A 24,107-nucleotide genomic window follows, 5' to 3' on the forward strand; every position below is an offset into this window, starting at 1 on the left:
TTAATTCTATTTTTAAGTTCTATCTGACTGTTAAACCACAGTTCTCAATTTGAGGCTTGAAACGATAGCTATAGTTAAAATACCTTAAAAACGCGGCGGTACTGCTGGTATAAACTTTTTGCAGCCTCTGTCTGCGTAGGCACAGCAAGCAAGAAAAACTTATGCCAGCAGTAGGCTATGTATCGATATTACTTTTCATTGACTATAGCAGTGCCTTACTAATAATAATACCAAGCAACAGCAGTAGCTGTAACACTATCTGCATTATTCACTGCCCTATTATTATAATGACTGACAATAATTCTAGCATCATTATTTTTTGACAGCTGTTGTCGCAATGTCAGTTCAGTTTGAGAGAGTGTTGGGCGACCTTCACGCTTACTAGTAGTATAAGACAACTCAGCAGCTTGGCCACAAGAACTATACGTATTACCGACAACGCAAATTACCAATAACGTAAATATTATGAATAGAATTATTCATAGACTACCCATACAAACAAGCATGTGTACACTAGAGAAGCCTTTGACCTTGAGTATTTTTTACAAGACTGTAAGAATATAACAAGCTTTTTATTGTAAAATAACTATATTATTCAAACTCATAGGGAGTATGGATAACATAGGCAAGCGTATCTGTCTATCTTATAAATCACGAAAAGGTATTAAATGTCTTATTTAATCAAGTCTTTAGTTATTACGTTATCAATACTGTTAAGCACCTCCGTTTTTGCTGGTAACACCAGTTACTATGGCAATAAATTTCATGGTAAACGTACAGCCAGTGGTAGTATCTTCAATATGCATTCTCTGACCGCCGCGCATAAAACGCTGCCGTTTGGTACGAAGGTACGAGTAACTAACAAAAAGACAAAGCAGAGCGTGATAGTGAAAATTACGGATAGAGGACCTTTTATCAGGGGCCGAATTCTTGATTTATCTAAAGCCGCTGCTGGTAAAATAAACTGCCAACTTTGTACGACTAGTATGAAGATATTATCTTACGGTGATGGTAAATACCGTAGACAATAACTCAGTAGAGTCATAATGTAATAAAAAGGGGAGAGCTAGCGCTCTCCCCTTTTTATGTCTCATTTACTCATTTATGGCTATTTTTGCTTAGCTAAATTCAGCTTCCATTTCTTCTAAAGTCGTCATCGCCAGCAGTAAGCTCTCTTCATTGTCACTGTGCTGCTGCTGTAACGCTGCTTGCTCATTGAGTAATTTTAGTAGATCCGACTTACGGCTGTCTTCATAAAGATCGGTATCGCCAAGCTTAACCTCTAGACTTGCCAGCTTATCGTCAATTTTCGCCAACGCTTTTTCTGTATCTTCAATCTCGCGGCGAACAGGCGCAGTAAGCTTGCGCTGCTCAGCGGCCAGTTTGCGCTGCTCTTCTTTGGTGAGCGATGACGATGCAGTCGTGCTTACACTTGAACTAGGATTTGCTAGTTTTTTTTTAGCCTGCTTTGAGTTATCAAGCTGAGCACCGCTAGTATTGGCATTTGTTCCATGTGAAACGTCGTCTTTATTAACGAATTTTTTCTTGGCCTTTTTGCTCTTGCCTTTTTTGTCAGCGCCTTTGTCTGGACTATTGGCTTCCTTACGTTTATCCGACAACCATTTACCATAGTCGTTGATGTCGCCATCAAACTCTTCGATGATACCGTCATGTACCAGGTACAGCTCATCACAGACGTTGGCAATCAATTCACGATCATGCGAAACCAGCACCACTGCGCCTTCAAAACCTTGTAATGCCATAGTCAATGCTTGGCGCATTTGTAAGTCTAAATGGTTGGTAGGCTCATCAAGCACTAAAACGTTTGGACGTTGCCAAACAATCAAAGCCAAGGTCAAACGCGCACGCTCACCCCCTGAGAATAACTCACTTGGAGTATCAATACGGTCGCCTCGGAAGTCGAAACCACCCAAAAATGAACGCAATTCAGCATCAGATGTCTTACCAGCCAAGCGGCGCATCATCTCTAGCGGGGTGGCGACAGCGTCTAAAGCATCCATTTGATGCTGGTTAAAGTAGCCTAATTTGAGCGTATCTGACACACTATAAGTACCAGATAATACGCCAAGCTCACCGACCAGTGCTTTAATCAAGGTCGATTTACCCGCACCATTCATCCCAAGTAGACCAATACGCGTATCAGGGGTCACTTGCACATTGGCGTTATGGAGTAGCGGGGTGTCGGTATAACCAATATCAGCATTGGTCAGCTCAATCAAGGGCGAGCTCATATTGGCCGGTTTATAGAAACGGAAAGTGAACGGATTATCCGCCATCATTGGTGACAGCTCACTCATACGCTCCAGCTGTTTGATACGGCTTTGCGCTTGCTTGGCCTTACTGGCTTGGGCGCGGAAACGACGAATAAAGTCGTCTAAATGTGCCTTAGTCGCTTCTTGCTTCTCAAACGCTTGCTGCTGCTGCGCCATACGCTCATGACGAGTACGGATAAACTGCTGGTAGTTACCGGTATATAAGGTGACTTTCTTTTGCTCAACGTGCAAAATATGACCAACGGTATTGTCCAAGAACGTTTGGTCATGGGAGATGACAATAACCAGACCGGTAAAGGCATTAATCCAAGTCTCTAACCACAAAATGGCATCCAAGTCCAAATGGTTAGTAGGCTCATCAAGTAACATTAAATCGGCACGACTCATCAAGGTCTTAGCTAGATTTAAACGCATACGCCAACCACCCGAAAAACTGTCTACGGGCAGCTCGTGTTGCGTGGTGCTAAAACCCAAGCCCGCCATGATTTGGGCCGCTTTAGTGGGAGTGCGATAGCCGTCAATTTCATCAAACTGCTGATGTAACACCCCAATTTGATCATCACTGACCGTACTCAAATCACTCAAAGCCTCATTAATTTTATACCACTGCTCATCACCACTAAGTACATAATTAATCGCCGTTTGGTTACTCGCGCCCACTTCCTGCGCCATGTGCGCCACCTGCCAACCATCCGGGATAGACACTTCACCGCGATCGAGCGTCACCTCAGTATCACCAGTGCCCATGCGGGTTAGTAATAGCGCAAATAGGGTAGATTTGCCAGTGCCGTTATTGCCCGTTAAGCCCACTTTGTGGCCCGGATGCAGCTGAAAGCCAGCACCGGAAAATAATTCACGACCATCACGGCGAACACCAACGTCTTTAAATTCGATCATAGGGTTTTTTCATCTCAAAAGTTTTGTAGAAAGTAAAATATTTTGTAAAATGTATATTTAACAACAACAAGTTCATAGGCACAGCACACTAATGGTGTACCAACTGGCGGCTATTATTTCAAACGCCTACTAGATAGGCAAACAATTAAATAAGTATTTCATCTTTAAGCGTTTAATATCGATAAACTAAGCTTTTATGAGCAGCAAACAGCGCTTTTTTAATAAACTAAGCTTTTCTTTTGACAACCGCTGCTATCACTCTTGACAAACTTATCGCGACCCCAATTATGGTATACTGTTATAACACTATTGACATCAGGCAGTTAAGCGCCAGCAGCCTTCGCTTTGGCCTAATTACTTTGCCACCATGATCAACCCAATCAAAACAACGGTGCTACGTCCTATTATTAATAAGCAAGTATTGCTAAGCAACGCCTATACCTATTAATAAATAAGGACAACGACATTATTTGATTTTAGCAACTGAGGTAAATATGAACGCAGCAACCAACCAGTATAGTCCAACTACCAACCAGCCTGTGGATCCCACCATCTTAAGCCTCACCGATAGTGCCGCTCAAAAAGTACGTCGGTTGCGTGAAGAAGAAGGTGATAGTAACCTTATGCTGCGCGTTTATGTCACCGGTGGCGGCTGTTCAGGCTTCTCTTATGGTTTTAACTTTGCCAATGATCTGAATGAAGACGATGCCAATTTTGATAATGGTGACGTCACCTTAGTGATTGACTCTTTAAGCTATCAATATCTACAAGGCTCTACCGTTGATTACACCGAAGGGTTAGAAGGGGCACGATTTGTGGTGACCAACCCCAATGCCACCACTACCTGTGGTTGTGGTTCGTCGTTCTCTATCTAAGCTGGATTTTATCTTTAATATTTATGTTTCTTGATCTATTCATAGTTAAGGTAATATGGCTAAATTGCCATTAGAGGCATTAAACGATATAGACGGCTTTATTGCAGCGGCATTAGTTGATAGTGAAACCGGTTTAACCCTTGCAATATTAGGTACCGATGTTGACCTTGAGCTCGCGGCTTCCAGTAACACTGACGTTATCCACGCCAAGCGTAAAGTGGCTAATGTATTGGGTGTTGATGAAAACATCGAAGACATTTTAATCACTCTAAGCAGTCAATATCACCTGCTACGGCCATTAGCGCGTAATGCTAACTTGTTTTTATATCTAGTGCTTGATCGCCAAAAATCCAATCTAGCAATGGTCCGTTATCACTAGCAATGGCCCGTTATCAATTGAAAGGCTTTGAGACTGAACTTGATTTCTCATAAGCAGGCTTGTCAGAGGCGACTTATAGATGCATGATCTATTAATACCAGTCGTCATACATATCGTGATATCAATAATGGTGTCAGTATAGCTTGATTGCAAACCTCTAAAGCATCGCCCTCATGGGTTGATGCTTTTCTTGTTTTGTAGCTTGATAACTTTTGTTAATATTAGTAGCTCGGTATAAGCACTATATCGGTATCAATACTAGAAAATTGCCACAAATAACAATACTGTGACCATAAAATTACCGCTATAGTTAAAATACCTTAAAAACGCGACGGTACTGCTGGTATACGCTTTTTGCAGCCTCTGTCTGCGTAGGCACAGCAAGCAAGAAAAACGTATGCCAGCAGTAGGTTATGTATCGATATTACTTTTCATTGACTATATAGTCTTCGTGATAATATAGCGCCAGCTAATGAGGCAAATACCACAAAGTCGCTACAAGCAAAGCTTACTGGTTTTGTAATTACACGTAGTTTTTAAACCAACTTTGGTCTAAACTGACGTGATTAGACCTCTCAAATTTTGAGCAAATACCAGCCGGTTCTCGCTCTGCCATAATGAATAACAATAGATGAGTATTATGAGTAATTTTGCCCCTACCTTTGCCAATTTTGAAATCCCCAGCTGGTTTGACAGTCAACATCTAGAAGGAATGCTACGCGGCATCGAAAAAGAAGGTCTGCGTGTCAAATCTGATGGTTATTTGACCCAGACCCCTCATCCTGCAAAGCTTGGGTCAAAATTGACCCATCCGTTTATTACCACTGACTATTCAGAAAGCTTGCTTGAGTTGATTACTGATCCTAGAAGCACGCCTAAAGAAACCCTAGTTATGCTACGTCAACTCCATGTTTTGGTTTATCGGGCATTACCTGAAGACGAGCTGATGTGGCCACTGTCAATGCCATGCATGCTCTCAGCTGATGATGCCGATATTCCGCTAGCAGATTATGGCAGCTCGAATACTGGCAAACTAAAAACCCTTTATCGTAGCGGTCTTGGCATACGTTATGGTCGCCGCATGCAGACGATCGCCGGTCTGCATTATAACTTATCATTTGGGGACACTCTATTTACTGAGTGGCAAGCCCAAGCAGGGGTTATTGATCCTAATACCAAGTTGCAGTCGCTAACAGAATTTAAAAACGATAAATACTTAGGTTTAATTCGTAACTTTAAACGTCTGACCAGCTTGATACTGTATTTACTGGGTGCCAGCCCAAGCGTTTGTCCTTGCTTTTTGGCAGGACGCGAGCATGACTTAGAACGGCTCAATGAATCCACCTATTATAAGCCTACCGCGACTAGCCTACGTATGGGCAAACTTGGCTACACCAATAGTGTACAAGAGCATCTCGATATCCGCTATAACAACCTGCCAGAGTATGTCGATGGTCTGCGCCGCGCTATCCAAACGCCCCATGAAGGCTTTGAAAAACTTGGCTTAAATGATGCAGATGGCAATCCTATTCAAATTAATAATCATGTTCTACAAATAGAAAACGAATACTATAGTCCCATTCGCCCCAAACAAATTGCCGCACGTGGCGAGACTCCAACCGAGGCGCTCGAACGCCGTGGTATCGCCTATGTTGAATTCCGAGCTATTGACTTAGATCCTTATAGTGATATTGGTATTCGTCTCTCTAGCGCCTGTTTCTTAGAGGTAATGGCTTTGTATTGTCTACTAAATGACTCACCTGAGCTCATGCCTGAGGAAGAGGAAGAGCTAGCGATTAACCTTGAGCGTGTGGTCAATGAAGGTCGCCGCAATGGTTTACACATCGTTAATAATGGCACCGAGCAATCACTAGAGAGTTGGATGCTAAAGCACTTAAGTAACATGCGTCCATTAGCCGCACTACTTGATGCGCACTATGGTGGCAACGACTACCGTGCCGCTGTAACGCTAATGCAAGGCAAAGCCGGCCATTCTGAGTCAACCATATCAGCACAAGTGAATGCTGATAGTGAGCGTTTGGGTAGCTTGTGGAAACTGGGCTTTACCCTAGCGCATCAGCATCGTGAGTCTTTACTGCAGCAGACCCTAAGTCCAAACACCCAAGCTAAATACGAAGTCCTAGCCGAAAAATCGATATTACAGCAAGCTGAAATTGAAGAAGCCGAAACTGAAGACTTTATGGAGTACATACAGCAATATCGTTAGTCAATATTAATGGAAAATATTAAAAGTAAGCCCTTGTATAGAGAATATAAACGTTCAGAACGCACAGGTTCTGAGCTTTTAACACCTTAGTTTGTCGCCAAACCAACCAAATACGATGTCCGAATTGACACCTAATAAGAGTGCTTACTCCATGCTACAACTGACCACTTATCGTAATTTACAAGTGTTTTTGGTATTGATGACCGTGATAGGCATGAGCTTTGCTGTATTTCTTTTGCAACGTTATATGGGCTTTTCACCTTGCCCACTGTGTATTTTTCAGCGGATCGGGCTGATGATAATGGGTGGCTTTGCCTTATTCGCGGCTCTACTTAACCCAAAATCGATGATTATTAAGCTGTTGTTATGGCTAGGAAGTCTAGCAGGTATTGCTTGGGCTACTGCGGTGGCGGCACGCCATGTCTGGCTACAACATTTACCGGCTGATCAAGTGCCGTCGTGTGGACCCGGTCTAGATTATTGGCTAGATACCCTACCGATGCAGCAAGTACTGAACGAGGTATTAGCTGGCTCTGGCGAGTGTGCGTCAGTTGATTGGCGATTTTTGGGATTGAGTATCCCTGAACAGTCATTAATCTTTTTTAGTTTTTTATTAGTTATTCAGATCCTGGTATTATGGCGTATCTTTCGACCTGCCATATCGACTCGCCCTACCTAGGCATCACGCTTAGTTGATGGCTAGTCCTATATGTCACTATTGTCCTTTAATACCTATCCTGCCCTTTCTTAGTCCCAGATCACTTAATGGAAGTCATTGAGTAAGGGCCAGTCATTAAAACCAGTCATTAAAAATAGTGTGTAAGGGTCCCGTCACACTATTTATCACACTATTTATCACACTATTTATCACACTATTTATCACACTATCTATCACACTGTCTTGCCATCACACGCCTCTTGTTAAACCCTATTGCTAAGCCTCCCTAACCATTCAGACTGATGAGTCTTACCATTATCATATTTATATCTATTTCATAATTACCACAGGCCTTATTTTGAATTACTCCTAATTACATCCACAACAAAAAGTCCACATAAGCATCTACAACCTTTGTTATCTTAGAACAGTTTATAGGACTTATCCATGTTTAGACTTATCTCATGCATTTAATACTCTAAACGCTATTAATAGGTTGAGTTGTGAATAATAAATGACTGCTATAACTTTTATAGCTATTACTTAAAGAATGTTGGTTTGTTATTGGTATGATCATGATATGTTCTTCGCTTAGGTTCTCTACTACTACTGTTGTCATAAAACGCTTTAGACGGCTATTTTTAGTGCTGCCTATTTCCATGCTGCTGATTGGCTGTGACAGTCCATCATCTACTAGGCCTGCTGCTAACAGCAGTAACTCGCAAGCTTCACCTATCAAGAGTGCGCAGAATACTGACCGTCAGAATTCAGCAGAAACCTCGCAAGATACTGATAGTAGCAAGGCTAATTCAAACAATGCAATAAACGACATAGATGACAGTCAATCGCTCATTGCAGCTACTAGGTCAGATGATAGTGGGCCACCAATGTTCTCAGGAACGCGTAATAACAGCGCTCTACAGGCAACCTTGATGGGAGATTATGGCGGTATATTGCCTTGCTCCTTTTGTGATAATATTGATATCACCCTAAATTTATTTGCTGATAGCTCAGTGTTAAAGACCACTATCTACAACAATCCAACACCCCCTAAAGTGCCCTTAATTGAGTCCGGTATTTATCGCCAAGATGACGATACGATTACCATTATCTATGAAACCAAGGTTATCGAGACTTATCGTATTCAAGAGAATCATTTAGTAATGCTGGATCAAGACCAACAACCCAATGCGGACTATACTCTGTCGCGTAAATAGCCTTTTGCGTCAATGAATTTTTCCTGTTATAAGTCGCTTGTTATAAGTCGCTTGTTATCAATCACCTGTTATCAGTATCCTTCAGATAGACGATCTCTATGAAAGATGACACCTAATACTCGTAAAAATCATAGTCTGTTGTAATAACGTGATTGGATAATTAGATTTTACGAGCTGAATGACGCCTACTTGTTAGGCGTTTTTTATTGGTCATCTAATGGGGTTTACTTTACAATAAGCATTCGTTTATCGTCAATGATGTACCGTCTACTAACTGCTGTTTTTAGGACGGTATGCAAAGGCTGAGTGGGGCTTTGATACCGCACCCTTTTGATGGTATGACTCTACATTTTTTTATTTAAGCTGGCACGGAACGTCTATGCATATTCATATTCTTGGTATTTGTGGTACTTTTATGGGCTCATTAGCCTTGCTAGCGAGAACACTTGGCCATACGGTGACCGGCTCAGACACCAACATCTATCCGCCGATGTCCACCCAACTTGAGCATGCTGGAATTACTATTGCAGAAGGCTACCTGGTACAGCATCTGCAGCCAGCGCCGGATTTGGTAGTGGTCGGTAATGCTATGAAACGTGGCATGGAAGTGGTTGAATACATGCTAGACACGGGTCTTCGCTACACCTCAGGACCACAATTTTTATCTGAACAAGTCTTGCAGTCCCGTCATGTGTTAGCGGTTGCGGGTACTCATGGTAAAACCACCACCACCACTATGCTCGCCTGGATACTTCATTATGCAGGTATCGATGCTGGGTTTTTGATTGGCGGCGTGCCGTTAGTGAACACCCCTGATGAACACTTGCAACAGGTATTTGCTCATAGCAGTTATTTGGGCGCAGACGATAGTACCAGTGGGACAAACAATAGCGAGAACGAGACCACAGCACAGCCGAAACCTGGCTATTTTGTCATCGAAGCCGATGAGTACGACTCTGCTTTTTTTGATAAGCGTTCAAAGTTCGTTCATTATCGGCCACGTACTGCGATTCTAAACAACCTTGAATTTGATCATGCTGATATCTTTGCGGACCTAAATGCCATTCAAACTCAGTTTCACCATATGGTGCGCATGATTCCAAGTACGGGCAAAATCATCATGCCTGCAGCGACTATTAGTCTAGAAGAGACGCTGGCTAAGGGCGTTTGGACGCCGATTTGGCGTACTGCCATCATTGATAAGCAGTCCGATAGTGAACAAGATATTAATGGTCAGTCACTTGATAATCAGCTGCATGACCAGCAAGAAGATAGTGCCGCAATCAACAGCAGCTGGCAGGCCGAACTTATTAACCAAGATGGCAGCCAATTTAAAGTAAGCTTTGCGGAAAGTATGACAGCCGATACCGAAACGACCGCTATTGTAAACTGGTCGATGAGTGGTATTCATAACGTCAATAATGCCTTAGTGGCGGTCGCTGCTGCTTATGATATTGGCGTAAATGTCACTACTGCCTGCGCAGCCTTGTCAGCATTTGCTGGCATCAAGCGCCGGATGGAATTGATCGGTAATATTAATGACATTTTAGTTTTTGATGACTTTGCTCATCACCCCACGGCTATTACTACCACTTTAGATGGTGCTAAAAAGAAACTGTCTGGCAGAAGAATTTGGGCCATTATTGAGCCCCGTAGCAACACGATGAAGATGGGTATTCATCAGGACAGTTTGGCGCAATCGGCAACATTAGCAGACCATACACTATGGTATGAACCTGCTGACCTAAAATGGGGTCTAAAAGACATCATTGATCGTGCCCAAATGGACGATGAGCACCATGGCACTCAGCAAGTGATTCGTAGCGTCGACGCGATTATTGAGCACGTCATCACGCATGCTCAAGCGGGCGATGCGATCATCATTATGTCCAATGGTGACTTTGAGGGAATCCATGAGCGCTTATTAACAGCCTTGCGCCAGCTCTAATTACCCAATGATATTAACAATACCAGTAGTCTAATCATACGCCGTGTACAAGCTACGCTATTTTTATGTCCAGTGCTTGGTCATCTACTGTTATAGGTGCAACATGCGACGGCGCCTAGGGTAATCTTTTAACCTTCCATTTACCTAACCTGACTTAACAATAGCAAATAAGCAGATTTTCTCACATAGCCCCTACACTGGTAACATTTTGCGCTTACTTTTAAGTGCAACAAGTGATTACACTGTAGTCATCAACATTAAGTCATCAACATTAGCAAGACCCTATTAACTACAATAAAATTAATTACTATAAATTAGGAGAGAAATAATGGGCTTTATTTGGATGATTATCGTAGGTTTGGTTGCCGGCCTATTAGCACGAGCTATCAAACCCGGGTCTGACCCAATGGGCTGGATTATGACTATTGTACTGGGTATTGTAGGCGCAATGCTAGGTGGCTTTATTGCTGGGCTTATTGGTATCAATGCCGATGGTGGCTTTACCAGTCTGATCTTCTCAGTCATTGGCGCAATCATTTTACTGTTCCTATACGAAATGATAATGAGCAAGCGCCGCGCATAACTGAGCTTTATAAAACACCAATCACAGATCTAGTAGCGAAAAGACCTTAAGTAAGGTCTTTTTTTATTGTCTTTTTAATTTATCGACAGATACAGTTAAAATACCTTAGAAACGCGACGGTACTGCTGGTATAGGCTTTTTGCAGCCTCTGTCTGCGTAGCCATAGCAAGCAAGAAAAACTTATGCCAGCAGTAGGTTATGTATTGATATTACTTTTCATTGACTATGTATGAGTAATTTTTTGCTTAAATTATTTAGGGTTAATGTGATCTATTGTTATTTAATTTACGACTAATTATCTTGCTAGGTCTGATTTCGCCGTGAATATTCTTGATGTGTATTGATAAATGTTACTTTTGCCCCCATTTATCCTATAATAACAGACCTATTTGATCCGTATTATTAAGGTGAGCCGTATGGCATTACTCCCTATTTTGAACTACCCTGATCCGCGCCTGCGTACGATTGCCACGCCCGTAAAAGAGATTACTGCGGAAATTAAAACCTTAATCACTAATATGATTGAGACTATGTACGATGCGCAAGGTATTGGGCTTGCTGCCAGCCAAGTTGATCGACATATTCAGCTTATTGTTATGGATTTATCTGAAGACAAAGATGAGCCGATGGTATTTATCAACCCAAAAATTACGCCATTGGTAGAAGAGAAACAGCCTTATGAAGAGGGATGTTTGTCCGTGCCTGATGTCTACGATAAAGTTCAACGCCCCACTAAAGTGCGTATCGAAGCTTTAGACCAAGAGGGTCAAAGTATTGATAAAGAAGTAGAAGGGCTACTAGCCGTATGTATTCAACATGAGATGGATCACTTGAATGGGGTTATTTTTGTAGATTACCTATCGCATCTCAAACAAACTCGAGCCCGGGATAAAGTTCGTAAAGTACTTAAAATACGTGAAAAGCAGGAGCAGGACGAAAAACAAGCGGCTCAAGAGTCACAAACTACTAGCGTTTAACCTTGTTATTTCTAGCGTTATGGTTGAATTTTAAGACTAGCCAATAAGCGTTACCTGCCATCAGAGCTACCTGTAGTTGCTGTTATTCACTTTATTATCTCGGCTCACTGCTTGGATATTTTTTATTGTTCAAATACTTTATTGTCTTTATTAAAGGTTTTTTACCATGACCATGATCAAAATTGACCAATATTTTGACCCTGCCGGCTGGCAGAAATTTACTCAAGCTTCCGAAGGTCGTAACACGCCTTTTTTGGTCGTTGACCTCAGCCGTATCGCGACCAAATATCATGAAATGGTAGGGTTTTTTCCTGATGCTAAGATTCATTATGCGATGAAAGCCAGTCCTGCGGTTGAGGTGATTAACGTACTCGCTGAGCTAGGGTCAAGCTTTGACTGTGCGTCCGTTTACGAGCTAGATCGAGTACTCGATTGCGGCGTTGATGCCTCACGTATTTCTTATGGCAATACTATTAAAAAAGCCAGAGATGTTGAATATTCTTACGAAAAAGGTGTGCGTCTGTATGCCACTGACTCAGAAGCTGATTTAAAAAATATCGCTAAATATGCGCCAGGCTCCAACATATTTGTCCGTATTTTAGTAGAGGGTTCAGATACTGCAGAGTGGCCACTGTCGCGCAAGTTTGGTTGTCACCCTAATATGGCAATTGACTTGCTGGTTCAAGCACGCGATTTGGGCTTAGTGCCTTATGGCATCTCCTTCCATGTTGGCAGTCAGCAAAGAGATGTGGCTGCATGGGATGATGCGTTGGCTAAGGTCAAATATATGTTTGATTGGATGATTCATGAAGAAGACATCAAGCTAAAAATGATTAACCTAGGTGGTGGTTTTCCAGCCAACTATATCAGTGAAGTCAATCCAGTGCAGGTCTATGCAGAAGAAATAAAACGTTACTTAACTGAAGACTATGACGACGATAATATGCCAGAGATTATTCTTGAGCCCGGGCGTTCATTGGTTGGCGGTTCAGGCGTATTAGTCAGTGATGTGGTGTTGATCTCACGTAAGTCGAATACGGATTTGATCCGCTGGGTCTACACCGATGTAGGGCTATTCCAAGGGTTGATTGAAACCTTAGGTGAGGCGATCAAATACCCAATCTATACACCAAAGATGGAAACCTCAACCAATAAAGGAACGGTAGTGCTGGCAGGCCCGACCTGTGACTCGGCTGATATTATGTATGAAGAAGCGGGTTATCAACTGCCCGAAGAGCTAGAGATTGGTGATAAAATATATTGGCTCACTACTGGCGCCTATACCAACTCTTACTCTTCCGTTGAGTTTAATGGCTTTCCGCCGTTAGAAGTGGTTTATGTTGATTAACCTTTAATAAATCTCAATGAACAAAAAACGCGGTACTGCTATCAACAGTACCGCGTTTTTTATGTCTTAAATATTTTGATTAAAATGAGCTACTGTACCAAAAGCCAAATCGGCGAGCTATTATTACTGACTCTAGTATTATTACCACTATAATTTGAGCTTTTATTTTGTGTACTCTGCGATACCTGCCCAATACTAACCCACTGTCCGCGTGGTACGATAATAGTGCTATTTAAGTATTGGCCTTTAATGGCACTATTAGAATAACCATTATTAGGATAACTATTATTATTGTAGTGGTTTCGATTATAAGACGAATTAGATGTTACTAGCGCTTCTTCGACTTGCGATAAGCTGACTTCAACTTGTCCATTAAGTAGTAATCGTGGTTTGACTTGAATGCCTTGCGTGGTTGGCAATAATACTTGCTGCTGAATAACAATTTGTCCTGACGGGCGATTAGATGATGAATAATAGTTAGTACTATAATTTTTAGACAATGACCATAGCGTCCCAGTACTGATACTTGCAGCACTTCCGGACAAGGTCTGCACTTGATATAAGCTATTATTTTGCTGTTGGCTATTACTTTGATTAATAATCCCGGTGCCTTGAATACCTTGGTTACTGATAATCACGCGACCTTGCTGAATATTATCTTGGGAGCTGCTGCTATTACCTACTTTTATGGACACAATTAGCGCTTGCGGTTGACCGTCAATTTGAGTGAGTAATTGTTGTACCGCTCGATAATTAGTGGCGGTAGTGTTTAGCACCAATTTATCTTGATAGGTTGTAACCGTGCCGCCATCACGACTGGAGCCAAGCTGTTGGCGGACGGCGGGTAGTAGCGCGTCACCACCATAAGTATGGATGACGTAAGTTTGGTAATTAGAACTAACTGCTTGAACTGTCAAAGGTAACCCTACTAGGCTTAGAGCAAGTATCATCTGCCGCACGTAGTAAGCAACGTCACTAACAAGAAACATCACTTTATTCCTACTTGTATCCATGCGCAGCTCCTTGTTATTCATACCCCAAACCTATTCTCGCTTGAGCATTATTCATTCAACCCTAGTACATCTTGCATATTATACTGTCCAACTGCTTGCTGGACTACCCATGTAGTGGCACGTATGGCACCAGCGGCAAAGGTCATACGCGCCCGTGCTCGATGGGTAATTTCTACTACCTCTCCATCAGCGATGAACATTACCGTATGATCACCGATAATCTCGCCGCCACGAATCGCGTGAATGCCAATGGTACCTGTTTCGCGTTCGCCCGTCTGCCCTTCGCGGCCATATACCACCACATCTTTTAGATTCTGACCACGCGCCTGTGCCACAGCTTCGGCCATCATATAGGCAGTACCAGATGGCGCGTCAATTTTATGCTTATGATGGGCTTCAATAATTTCAACATCAGCATCAGTACCAAAAGCTTTGGCAGCCATCTCTAACAGCTTTAAAGATAAGTTGACGCCAGTAGAGTAGTTGCCCGCATAAACGATGGCAATTTGCTTGCTTACTGCGGCTAAGACTCGTTCTTGCTGCTCATTAAAGCCAGTAGTACCGATGACCATGGCCACCTTATGGTCAGCACAGATTTTCATGTTTTGCTCAGTGGCAGCAGGTAAGCTAAAATCAACCAGCACATCAATGTCATTAATCACTGCGGCTAAATCATCGACTATTTTTACGTTTAAAAGCCCTATGGCAGCAACTTCACCAGCGTCGGCTCCAACAAGGCTTGAACCTTGACGCTCAATAGCGGCGCTTAATGTGGTCTGCGGATTGTCCTGTACTGCTTCAATGAGCATGCGCCCCATACGTCCGCCGGCACCGATAATACCAATATTTATATTTTGCTTAGCAATTTTATTATCTACTTGTTGAGTCATGTTGTTATCCTAAAACCTTTATTATTAGTAATCTGATTTTGTCAGGAGGTACGGCCGGCTTACTTTGAAACAGATATAGTGAGGTTGAGAAAAATTATTACAGCCTCTGGAGTGGCAAAGCCTTACTGTAAGTAAGAAAAAAATGTCAGCCACATATGATTATTAGCATATATATTTTATTTGGTATTAACTACAGCGGTTGATAAATGCTCTGAATATCATAGCATGAATTGATTTTGGTGCCTTGTGGACAGCCATAAAAAAGCCCATAAGTTTCACGTGAAACTTATGGGCTTAAAATAATGATTTACTTAATAAAGCTTACTGCTAATAATCAATGCTATTAACCAACGCTATTAATCGAACAGTTCACCAAACTTTTTAAAGAATGACTTTTTATGGGGCGACTGCTGATGATGGCTGTCATCATCTAGGGTATCTTGGAACTGACGCAATAAGTCTTTTTGCTCACGGTTAAGGTTCACTGGAGTCTCGATCACCACTCGGCAGATCATATCGCCTTTCATAGTGGTGCGTACCGGAGTCACACCTTTACTGCGGACACGTAGCAACTTGCCACTTTGAGTGCCTTCTGCAACTTTTATTTTTACTTTGCCATCCAAGGTCGGGATTTCGACTTCTTTACCGAGTGCCGCATCAGTGATACTTACGGGCACGTCCATATAAAGATCGGCACCTTGACGAGTAAAGACATTATGCGGCTTGACTCGTACTTCGACATATAAGTCGCCGTTTTGGATTCCTGCCCCACCGGCCTCGCCTTCGCCTGATAAGCGCACACGATCGCCATCGTCGACGCCAGATGGAATAGCGACTTCTAAGTTACGAGACTTATCTTTGACGCCATTACCGTGACAGTCTGGGCAAGGATTTTTGATTTGCTTACCAGAACCGCCGCACTGAGGACATGCTTGCTGTACTTGGAAAAAACCTTGTTGTATACGGACTTGGCCTTGACCACGACACATCTGGCAAGTGACCACATCCGAGGCATTTTTTGCCCCTTTACCATCACAGGTGCCACAAGGTGCTGGCGCGGTGAAGCTGATTTCTTTTTTACAGCCACGAACGGCTTCTTCAAGAGTGAGCTCAATGACATAGCGTAAGTCAGAGCCACGACGTGAACGTCCGCCACCACCACGTGATTGACCAAAGACATCGCCGAAGTTGCCAAAAATATCACCAAATATATCTTGGAAGTTACCGCCGCCAGCACCGCCGCCGCCACCACCCATATTATTTTCAAAGGCAGCATGGCCCATACGATCATAGGCTGAGCGCTTATCAGTATCACTGAGCACTTCATAAGCCATGGAAGCTTCTTTAAATTTATCTTCGGCATCAGGATCATCAGAATTACGATCTGGATGGTATTTCATCGCCAGCTTACGATAAGATCGCTTGATCTCTTTACTATCTGCTGCTTTGCTGACCCCTAATATCTCATAAAAATCACGCTTACTCATGGGCTCTCCTCTCGTCATCACAGTGCCACCGGCTGCTAGGTCTATTGATCCTGTCGTCAACTATCCTATTGATCTTTTTATAAATAATCGCTTACGACTGTTTCACATGAAACACAGCGATAATAGCGTAAAGAGATACAAAGTGACTGGACGTTACTAGCGAATACGGCGGAATGCTGTTTAACCAAATCAATTATTAAAAGTTTGCGCTATTAATGGAGATGATAGGCTGATTTATCAAGCCATCAAGAAGGGAAATTAATAACGCCTCTACTTACGCTAACATCACTGCTAAAATTTATGATTAAAAATACATAAAGTCGCTTAATATAATTATCAACTATTCATAATAAATACCAGACTAGTTATAGCGTCAGTAAGCTTGAACAACCATCACAAACCTATATATTTTCATACCTTTATACTGCTGACTCATGCTAATATTTGTCGCCCTAAATCTAATTCAATGATCGCAATAATCACGCTGGACAAACACAGTAAAGGTATCGATAGCTATGAAAAATCTAAAAGCATTGCTCATATTGTTGGTGATTATCGCAATAACAATATATGCCGGCTCACCTTATTATAGTGCTTACCAGCTTAAAAATGCCTACGATGCCAAAGACGGTGCTACCATCGCTGCTGCAATTGACTATGAACAAGTGCGACCTAGCGTACAAACCCAACTGACCAGTAAGTTCGCCAATACCCTGACGTTATACCCACTGGTTGCTGAGCTTGGCGGTCAGCCACTTAAGCAAGCAGCAAATAACTTTATTACACAGGCAGTAAATGGTACTATCACGCCGCAAAATATAGAAAAATTAATCACGACTCAGGGTCAAGCCAATAGCGCTACCAAAGAGCTGGCCGCAGCCTGGGCTATTGCCAGCAATCAGGTCGATCTCAAGAACCTTATTCAAGATCTAATTGTCCAGCGCGGTGATGTCAATGCAGTGGTTAACAACCAAATGCAACAAATCATGAAAAAGCAGTCTACCGAGTTGGCGCAGCAAGTCGCCCGAGGGACAGATAGTGACCGGCCAACATTAAGTTACTGCGGTATTAATTGCTTTACCATTAGTGGTCAGGTCAAAGGTTATCCGCTCACTGTGATGATGGCACGTGATGGATTAATTGATTGGAAAATCATTGATATTATTCTGCCTTAATGTAGGGCGTATCTTTTGGTCTATTTTATAAGTGAGCTTATGATGCACACTCAAACAACGCCTAAGGTGATGAGCGCTCAGTCTGATGCGCCAGCGCCAACGACTATATTAGATGGTGGGATGGGACGTGAGCTTGAGCGACGCGGTGCCCCCTTTCGCCAACCTGAATGGTCAGCACTGTCATTGAGTCTAGCACCAGCTAGTGTTCGTGATATCCACCTAGACTACATAAAATCTGGTGCCACGGTTATCACCGTCAATAGCTATGCGGTAACCCCTTATCATCTAGGAGATCGATTTTTTGCTGAAGGTGAGCAGCTCATAGAAACGGCAGCGAAGCTCGCATTCGAAGCCGTACAAGTAAGCAAGAAGCAAGCAAGCAAAAAGCCTAATAATCCAGTAGCCGTACAAATCGCCGGCTGTTTGCCCCCACTGTTTGGCTCTTACCGACCCGACTTGTTCGATGCCAAGCAAGCCCCTGCTATCGCGCGTCCGTTATTATCAGCACAGGTAGACTATGTGGATATATGGCTGGTGGAGACTCAGAGCAGCATCGTTGAGGCGTTAACCTGGCATAAATTAATTACTGAGTTCACAGCTACTCAAAAACAAACCCCACAGAAACCCATTTGGATCGCGTTTACGCTAGACGACAGTCAACTAGATAGCACCACTGATGGCATTGATGGCATTGACAGAACCGATCAAGCCACGAGCCCACCTATGCTACGCTCTGGTGAATCAGTAGCCGAGGCAGTACAGGCTATGATGGCATTGAATGTCGATGCCGTATTATTTAACTGTAGTCAACCTGAGGTCATGAATTCAGCATTGCAAGTTGCGAAGGCGATTATCAACCAAGCGTCATATCCCATGCAGCTGGGCGTCTATGCCAATGCTTTTGTCCCAAAACAAATCCACAAACAAGCCAATGCACAACTGCGCCACATACGTAAAGACACTACTCCTGAGCATTACTTGACCTGGGCAACACTCTGGCAAGCCTCTGGTGCAAATATCATTGGTGGTTGCTGTGGTATTGGTGTCGAGCATATTGAACGACTCTCGCAGCACATGGCTGATAAGCAATGAGGTCTTTTTGAGTTTGTGACTTTAGCACTTTATTTAGGTAGTGGTTTATTCTACTCCCAAAAATTCTAAGAATTCTGCACTCTCAAAGCTTGCTTGGAACAAAACCCCATCCTCACGATAAATCGCAGGGGTAGCAAATATAGCAAGTCCAGCCGCTTTTTCGCGGTTGGGCGCAACATGATCCACGCGACAACTTGCCGGTGCCGGAGTCATTTCACCGGTCAACATCGCTTTATCCAAAGCGCTCCGGCGACTGGCATCATCAGCTTGACACCAGATACCACGCATTTGCTCAGGCGACTGTTCATAAATAGGATAACCAATGGTCTTGATGGTTACCCCTTTCTTATTCAATAGCTCTAGTTTTTTATGCAACATACGACAATAAGGGCAATTGACATCGGTTGCTACGTATATCACTGCTTTTTCAGCTGTAGTCGCTGGGTAGGTAATCAACTGTGCCTGATCAAGTGTACTAAATACCGATTGGTTTTTGCGCTTTTCAAAGTTCTCGTCCAGTCCCGTAAACTGACCGTTTTCAATTACCGAGATTTCACCGTCAGTTATGTACTGGGCATCATCAGACACTAAGAACGGTACTCCTTCAAGCGTTGCGCCCCAGATTACCCCTGGCACTGCGGTATAAAAGAATGGCGTCTTGGTACTCATATTTTTGAGTGCACCCATATTGGCCAGCATACTAGCTTTAGTTGTGGGATTAACGAGAGTCCCTACTTGCGCACTGCTGCTACGCACTGGAATCTCGGTCACTGGACGCTTACTCGGATTTTGTTGCAGTTCGCCTTGAATGACATATTTACCATCAGCCGTCATATGTAATGGTGGCTGTTCGGCGATGTTGATTTGATACAAATTAGGCAAGTTCGATAGCACGATAGACCTTATCTGAGTTTTAATCCCTGCTTGCTTTAATACTTGGCGTAGCCGGCTGTCAATAGCCGCGCTTACCTTGCCAGCTGGTTGAGCACTTGGCCTAATGTTAGTTTTACTAGCATCGTTACTGCTAGTGGGCGTGGTAGCTGACGGCTGGGCGCAAGCAGTAGTTGCCAATAGCATAGCAACGATAAGACTGGCAGGTTTCGATATAGTTAATTTCACAGAGATTGTCCTATCAAGTCTATACAAGGTTGTCGACTAATCTAATTTTAAAAACACTAGGCTGATACCATTAATCTAATTTAAAACTAACATATAACTTCATAGTAGTATTTAATAAACTTAAATTATATTATATAAAGAAGTAGATTAAAAAAGATCGACTGACTGTAGCACATTGGCAGGTTTTTATAAGAGCATGATAAGGACTTGGCGGCTAATTTTGCAAAATTGCTACCTAGCTTTAAGAGACGGGCAACAGAAACAGGCAACATCAATAAACAGCTGACTTTATTAAGTCGCTGCTACCGATGGCTTTTTTGTAGTGATAGATTTTGTGATAAAAGGTTTTATGATAAAAGGTGTTGTGATGACGCTTAACAACCACCCAATCTTAAAACTGGGCGACTTCTTCTTCAGTCAAAAAGCGACTGTCGCCTTTTTCCAGACCTTCTAAATTAATATGGCCGACACTGGCACGATGTAGCTCAGTCACTCTATTGCCAAAATAGCCCATCATGCGTTTGACTTGATGGTATTTGCCTTGCTCTAAGGTCAAGCGAGCATGAGTCTCATCAATGAATTCAAGAGTGGCGGGTTTGGTATCTTCATAATCACCATCTAATAAAATACCGTAAGCAACTTCTTCTACTGCATTTTCTTGGGCAGCGCTGTCCATGGGTTCGGCTAGTGTCAGCTCATAAACTTTGGCATGCTCACGCTTAGGACTGGTAACGCGGTGCAACCATTTACCGTCATCACTAATAAGCAGTGCGCCCGTGGTATCGACATCGAGCCGTCCGGCAATACGTAAGCTGCCAATCTCTGGTACTGCAATGAGCTCAGTCACGATAGGATGCTCTTTAACTTTAAGCGTGCATTCAAAACCTTCAGGTTTATGCAATAAGATATAACGATTACCGGCAGCAACCGATAATGGCTCGCCTGCCCAAAGAATGTCATCATTGACGATATCAACGTGCAAGCCAACATCTTTAGTCATCTTATCATTGACCGTGACTTCACCGGCGTGCAGAATTTTTTTGGATTCTTTACGTGACAGCTCGGTGGCTTTACTAATAAATTTATCTAAACGCATGCTATTTGCTACCATCAGTTGCTATATAGTTAAACCCACATAAATCCGCTACGGCATGATCCTTGCTTGATGTAGCTGCTTTAATAAGCCAGCTACTATCTACACTTGGCTTGCTGGTATCGAAACTATTTGGTTTAGTCTATAGTGGGAAATGAAATGAACACTGCACCAAATATGGACAGCAGTGATAATAGTGCAAGTTTAGCATATCCAACCTAGACCCTAAATTAAATATGAGCTATCAAACGTTACAACGTACGGTGAACGCCCGTCTTGAAATTAAAAAGTCTGAATTCATCGCTTATGCCTATCCAGTAAATTCACGTGAGCAAGCTATGTTTCACGTGGAACAGCTGCGCGAGCAATACACTGATGCCCGCCACTATTGCTGGGCTTATATTATTGGTGACCCCAATAATACTACTAGCGCTGGCTTTGATGATGATGGTGAGCCGAGTGGTACAGCAGGACGACCGATATTAAATGTCCTACAGCACAAAGCTATTGGTAATATTATCATTATAGTCGTGCGTTATTTTGGCGGAATTAAACTGGGAGCAGGTGGTCTGACGCGCGCCTATGCCGGCTCTGCGCAAGCCACAGTCGATGAAATGATATTAAGCCCTTATGTGGCAATCGCTCAAGTACAGATACAAGCTGAGTTTGCCACTGAAGCACAATGCCGCTATGTGGTCGACAGCTTAAACGGCAGTATTGATGACGTCGCTTATAGTGAGGGTGTGCTATTAACCGTTACCATTGCTGAGGGCGATATTGAAGCGCTAAAGATAGAGCTGGCGATGGCAGGTAAGGTTTTACATGACGACGGCTAATCAAATTGTTAATAATAACTCATCTTCTGAGTATATGTCTGTTCACTGAACGGTTCACTTAAAAATATTGGAACCCTGCTCATAGCTGAGTATGATAGTTACTTTTAATACTTTAGTTAAAATATATTACTTGTTTCACGTGAAACTTAATGTTTGAAAATACAGCAATTCTATTAAATAAAAAATGTACTATTACCCTTTTTTCTTAATCAAACCTGATACGACTCTATGACTAATTTTATCTATAACAAATTTAAGCCACCATTTTGGCTCACCAATCCGCACCTACAAAGTATCTTGCCTAAGTTTTTTGCCCCAAAAGCACCCACTTACAGAAGGGTGGTCGAAAAAGACTCTTTGGATGAAAGCGATATTGCTTATGACTTTTATGATGCTCATGAGCTGAACGCAGACACAGATAACGCTGATGCGCTAGAAAAGACACCGTTAATTGTGCTATTTCATGGTATGGAAGGCAGTAGCGACAGCCATTATGCGCGCGTGTTGGCTTATGAGATGCATGCTCAAGGTTGGCACTTTGTCGTAGCGCATTTTCGCAGTTGCGGTGGTATTCCTGCTAGCGGACGCGTGTTTTATAATGCGGGTGACACGGGTGAAGTACATCACGCGCTAGAAAACTTACGCCAAAAATATGCGCATATTTATGCCGTTGGGGTCTCATTGGGCGGTAATGCGCTGGCAAAATATATGGGTGAGTATGGTGATAAAGCTTTGTGTGATGGCGCAGTGGTCATCTCCGCACCCGTTGATATGTCATCGGCGGCCATTACTATGCATAGTTTTTTGAGTCATCGTATCTATACGCCGTATTTGCTCAATCCCATTATCAAAAAAGCACTGGCCAATGATATAACCAAAGAGGAAATTGCCTCTATTAAGGCCGTCAATCGCATTAGCGACTTCGATAATATTTTTACGGCCCCGCGTCATGGCTATCGCTCTAAGAACGACTATTATCATTCCTCTTCTGCCCTACCTCATTTATTGGGTGTGACTCATCCGCTACTGCTCATTAGCGCCAAAGACGATCCTTTTATTGGCTTTACCGCTACCATCAACGATGTTTCTGATAGCGTCACTATTCTGGAGACGGATCACGGTGGTCATATCGGCTATCTCCGTTATCGTTCAGACAAAAAGCACTCTAATAAAAAAACCAACGCTACTCAGTCAGATGCCAAGCCGTCTCTAGCGAACGGTAAAAAAGCAAAAACATCAAAATTTGATATTAATTGGATACCCGAAACTGTCAGTGCTTTTTTTCATTCCATTGGTGTGTAATCTGGCAGACCATAGCCCTACTTTTTAGACTTTTGACTACACTTTTGAGACCGCTTTATGTACCCCTACATCCGCTATACTAAGTCTATCGTTGATGCTGTTATCGCTAACAAAAAAGGCCGGTCTCTAGATATTACCCAGACCAGTGAAGTAAGTATTCGCTGTAGCCTAATCGATCTTGATCCTATGTTAGAGATGAATAATGGTCGGGTATTGACCATATACGATATAGGACGCACTGATTATCTCATCCGTACGGGCCTTGGACGTATGTTACTCAAAAAACGTTGGGCAATGGTGGTCGCGGGCAGCACTATCCAGTACCGTAAACGTATTCGATTTTTTGACAAAGTCACTATCAAGACCCATATCGTCGCCATAGATGAGCGCTGGCTGTATCTTGAGCATTCCATGTGGGTTAAGGGCAAGCCTTGCTCTTCGACATTACTACGGACTGGTGTCACTGAAAAAGGTTGTGTGATTGATACTCAACGCGTACTCAAAGCGATGGGTAAATCAGAGTGGGATATGCCACCGACCGGATATGTAAAAGAATGGATTGAGAGTGATACTCACCGTCCTTGGCCGCCGGTCGGGTAAAGATTTAGATCAATAGGTTATGGTGTAAGTGAAACCCAAAAAATAAACGTCTTTATGATAGTTACCTTGTGACGCCTAACTTAACGACAGTGTCGTA

Annotated in this window: 20 protein-coding genes and 1 pseudogene; 15 read left to right on the top strand and 6 right to left on the bottom strand. The window is 42.8% G+C overall.

The genetic code is table 11. The annotated features are described in order from the left end of the window. Positions 1–668: 668 nt before the first annotated feature. A complete protein-coding gene (locus H4W00_RS02205) occupies positions 669–1,031 on the top strand; it encodes a septal ring lytic transglycosylase RlpA family protein (RefSeq protein ID WP_209955994.1) in 363 nt (120 codons plus the stop codon). Positions 1,032–1,118: 87 nt separating this feature from the next. On the opposite strand, the gene H4W00_RS02210 is transcribed toward H4W00_RS02205, so the two are convergent. Continuing rightward, on the bottom strand, positions 1,119–3,191 hold the full coding sequence (locus H4W00_RS02210; RefSeq protein WP_209955996.1) for an ABC-F family ATP-binding cassette domain-containing protein: 2,073 nt from the start codon (positions 3,189–3,191) through the stop codon (positions 1,119–1,121). 494 nt (positions 3,192–3,685) lie between these two features. On the opposite strand from H4W00_RS02210, the gene erpA reads away from it, so the two are divergent. From erpA to H4W00_RS02255, 9 genes and pseudogenes are all read left to right on the top strand, one after another. Next, positions 3,686–4,066, top strand: a complete 381-nt coding sequence (gene erpA, locus H4W00_RS02215) for an iron-sulfur cluster insertion protein ErpA (RefSeq protein ID WP_327192664.1) — start codon at positions 3,686–3,688, stop codon at positions 4,064–4,066. A 55-nt stretch (positions 4,067–4,121) separates the two neighbouring features. Then, a pseudogene (locus H4W00_RS02220) lies at positions 4,122–4,498 on the top strand (roadblock/LC7 domain-containing protein). A gap of 587 nt (positions 4,499–5,085) precedes the next feature. After that, positions 5,086–6,672, top strand: a complete 1,587-nt coding sequence (gshA, locus tag H4W00_RS02225) for a glutamate--cysteine ligase (RefSeq protein WP_334684848.1) — start codon at positions 5,086–5,088, stop codon at positions 6,670–6,672. 151 nt (positions 6,673–6,823) lie between these two features. Continuing rightward, entirely contained in the window at positions 6,824–7,351 is a 528-nt protein-coding gene (locus H4W00_RS02230) for a disulfide bond formation protein B (RefSeq protein WP_209958834.1), read from the top strand. A gap of 554 nt (positions 7,352–7,905) precedes the next feature. After that, the gene (locus tag H4W00_RS02235; protein ID WP_209955999.1) at positions 7,906–8,547 is read left to right on the top strand and encodes a copper resistance protein NlpE N-terminal domain-containing protein; all 642 of its coding nucleotides are present in this window, start codon (positions 7,906–7,908) and stop codon (positions 8,545–8,547) included. Positions 8,548–8,926: 379 nt separating this feature from the next. Further along, positions 8,927–10,495 (top strand): Mur ligase domain-containing protein, encoded by a 1,569-nt coding sequence (locus H4W00_RS02240; protein WP_209956002.1) that lies wholly within the window; start codon positions 8,927–8,929, stop codon positions 10,493–10,495. Positions 10,496–10,823: 328 nt separating this feature from the next. Then, on the top strand, positions 10,824–11,078 hold the full coding sequence (locus H4W00_RS02245; RefSeq protein WP_209956004.1) for a GlsB/YeaQ/YmgE family stress response membrane protein: 255 nt from the start codon (positions 10,824–10,826) through the stop codon (positions 11,076–11,078). Positions 11,079–11,494: 416 nt separating this feature from the next. After that, positions 11,495–12,055 (top strand): peptide deformylase, encoded by a 561-nt coding sequence (def, locus tag H4W00_RS02250; protein WP_209956007.1) that lies wholly within the window; start codon positions 11,495–11,497, stop codon positions 12,053–12,055. A 172-nt stretch (positions 12,056–12,227) separates the two neighbouring features. Continuing rightward, positions 12,228–13,403, top strand: coding sequence for a type III PLP-dependent enzyme (locus H4W00_RS02255; protein ID WP_209958836.1), 1,176 nt, complete (start codon positions 12,228–12,230; stop codon positions 13,401–13,403). A gap of 89 nt (positions 13,404–13,492) precedes the next feature. Here the strand turns inward: H4W00_RS02255 and H4W00_RS02260 are convergent, their stop codons facing one another. The 3 genes from H4W00_RS02260 to dnaJ all read right to left on the bottom strand — a co-directional run bounded on the left by H4W00_RS02260 (position 13,493) and on the right by dnaJ (position 16,793). Beyond that, on the bottom strand, positions 13,493–14,416 hold the full coding sequence (locus tag H4W00_RS02260) for a hypothetical protein (protein ID WP_334684849.1): 924 nt from the start codon (positions 14,414–14,416) through the stop codon (positions 13,493–13,495). A 47-nt stretch (positions 14,417–14,463) separates the two neighbouring features. After that, positions 14,464–15,306, bottom strand: coding sequence for a 4-hydroxy-tetrahydrodipicolinate reductase (dapB, locus tag H4W00_RS02265; RefSeq protein ID WP_209956009.1), 843 nt, complete (start codon positions 15,304–15,306; stop codon positions 14,464–14,466). Between the two features lie 356 nt (positions 15,307–15,662). Beyond that, positions 15,663–16,793, bottom strand: a complete 1,131-nt coding sequence (dnaJ, locus tag H4W00_RS02270; RefSeq protein WP_209956011.1) for a molecular chaperone DnaJ — start codon at positions 16,791–16,793, stop codon at positions 15,663–15,665. Positions 16,794–17,308: 515 nt separating this feature from the next. Between dnaJ and H4W00_RS02275 the strand changes: the two genes are divergently transcribed. Both H4W00_RS02275 and H4W00_RS02280 read left to right on the top strand, forming a co-directional pair. Further along, complete coding sequence (locus tag H4W00_RS02275; RefSeq protein ID WP_209956014.1) at positions 17,309–17,968, top strand: DUF2939 domain-containing protein; 660 nt, start codon at positions 17,309–17,311, stop codon at positions 17,966–17,968. Between the two features lie 39 nt (positions 17,969–18,007). Then, entirely contained in the window at positions 18,008–19,060 is a 1,053-nt protein-coding gene (locus tag H4W00_RS02280; protein ID WP_442966423.1) for a homocysteine S-methyltransferase family protein, read from the top strand. A gap of 45 nt (positions 19,061–19,105) precedes the next feature. Here the strand turns inward: H4W00_RS02280 and H4W00_RS02285 are convergent, their stop codons facing one another. Both H4W00_RS02285 and H4W00_RS02290 read right to left on the bottom strand, forming a co-directional pair. Beyond that, positions 19,106–20,179: a thioredoxin fold domain-containing protein gene (locus H4W00_RS02285; protein WP_209956015.1), complete on the bottom strand. Its 1,074-nt coding sequence runs from the start codon at positions 20,177–20,179 to the stop codon at positions 19,106–19,108. A gap of 391 nt (positions 20,180–20,570) precedes the next feature. After that, a complete protein-coding gene (locus tag H4W00_RS02290) occupies positions 20,571–21,275 on the bottom strand; it encodes a pseudouridine synthase (RefSeq protein ID WP_209956017.1) in 705 nt (234 codons plus the stop codon). A gap of 233 nt (positions 21,276–21,508) precedes the next feature. On the opposite strand from H4W00_RS02290, the gene H4W00_RS02295 reads away from it, so the two are divergent. The 3 genes from H4W00_RS02295 to H4W00_RS02305 all read left to right on the top strand — a co-directional run bounded on the left by H4W00_RS02295 (position 21,509) and on the right by H4W00_RS02305 (position 24,010). After that, complete coding sequence (locus tag H4W00_RS02295; protein WP_209956020.1) at positions 21,509–22,108, top strand: YigZ family protein; 600 nt, start codon at positions 21,509–21,511, stop codon at positions 22,106–22,108. A gap of 228 nt (positions 22,109–22,336) precedes the next feature. Next, entirely contained in the window at positions 22,337–23,410 is a 1,074-nt protein-coding gene (locus tag H4W00_RS02300) for a YheT family hydrolase (RefSeq protein WP_209956022.1), read from the top strand. A gap of 57 nt (positions 23,411–23,467) precedes the next feature. Beyond that, positions 23,468–24,010: an acyl-CoA thioesterase gene (locus tag H4W00_RS02305; RefSeq protein ID WP_209956024.1), complete on the top strand. Its 543-nt coding sequence runs from the start codon at positions 23,468–23,470 to the stop codon at positions 24,008–24,010. The last annotated feature ends 97 nt before the right edge of the window (positions 24,011–24,107 follow it).

Origin of the sequence: Psychrobacter sp. PL19, assembly GCF_017875835.1 — a bacterium.
Classification (GTDB): Bacteria; Pseudomonadota; Gammaproteobacteria; order Pseudomonadales; family Moraxellaceae; genus Psychrobacter.

Coding starts and splice junctions, on each gene's coding strand:
- H4W00_RS02235 (WP_209955999.1), top strand. CDS start 7,906: ATGATATGTTCTTCGCTTAGGTTCTCTACTACTACTGTTGTCATAAAA.
- gshA (WP_334684848.1), top strand. CDS start 5,086: ATGAGTAATTTTGCCCCTACCTTTGCCAATTTTGAAATCCCCAGCTGG.
- dnaJ (WP_209956011.1), bottom strand. CDS start 16,793: ATGAGTAAGCGTGATTTTTATGAGATATTAGGGGTCAGCAAAGCAGCA.
- H4W00_RS02210 (WP_209955996.1), bottom strand. CDS start 3,191: ATGATCGAATTTAAAGACGTTGGTGTTCGCCGTGATGGTCGTGAATTA.
- H4W00_RS02305 (WP_209956024.1), top strand. CDS start 23,468: ATGTACCCCTACATCCGCTATACTAAGTCTATCGTTGATGCTGTTATC.
- H4W00_RS02295 (WP_209956020.1), top strand. CDS start 21,509: ATGAGCTATCAAACGTTACAACGTACGGTGAACGCCCGTCTTGAAATT.
- H4W00_RS02255 (WP_209958836.1), top strand. CDS start 12,228: ATGATCAAAATTGACCAATATTTTGACCCTGCCGGCTGGCAGAAATTT.
- H4W00_RS02300 (WP_209956022.1), top strand. CDS start 22,337: ATGACTAATTTTATCTATAACAAATTTAAGCCACCATTTTGGCTCACC.
- H4W00_RS02245 (WP_209956004.1), top strand. CDS start 10,824: ATGGGCTTTATTTGGATGATTATCGTAGGTTTGGTTGCCGGCCTATTA.
- H4W00_RS02240 (WP_209956002.1), top strand. CDS start 8,927: ATGCATATTCATATTCTTGGTATTTGTGGTACTTTTATGGGCTCATTA.
- H4W00_RS02230 (WP_209958834.1), top strand. CDS start 6,824: ATGCTACAACTGACCACTTATCGTAATTTACAAGTGTTTTTGGTATTG.
- dapB (WP_209956009.1), bottom strand. CDS start 15,306: ATGACTCAACAAGTAGATAATAAAATTGCTAAGCAAAATATAAATATT.
- H4W00_RS02290 (WP_209956017.1), bottom strand. CDS start 21,275: ATGCGTTTAGATAAATTTATTAGTAAAGCCACCGAGCTGTCACGTAAA.
- H4W00_RS02260 (WP_334684849.1), bottom strand. CDS start 14,416: ATGGATACAAGTAGGAATAAAGTGATGTTTCTTGTTAGTGACGTTGCT.
- H4W00_RS02205 (WP_209955994.1), top strand. CDS start 669: ATGTCTTATTTAATCAAGTCTTTAGTTATTACGTTATCAATACTGTTA.
- H4W00_RS02275 (WP_209956014.1), top strand. CDS start 17,309: ATGAAAAATCTAAAAGCATTGCTCATATTGTTGGTGATTATCGCAATA.
- erpA (WP_327192664.1), top strand. CDS start 3,686: ATGAACGCAGCAACCAACCAGTATAGTCCAACTACCAACCAGCCTGTG.
- def (WP_209956007.1), top strand. CDS start 11,495: ATGGCATTACTCCCTATTTTGAACTACCCTGATCCGCGCCTGCGTACG.
- H4W00_RS02280 (WP_442966423.1), top strand. CDS start 18,008: ATGATGCACACTCAAACAACGCCTAAGGTGATGAGCGCTCAGTCTGAT.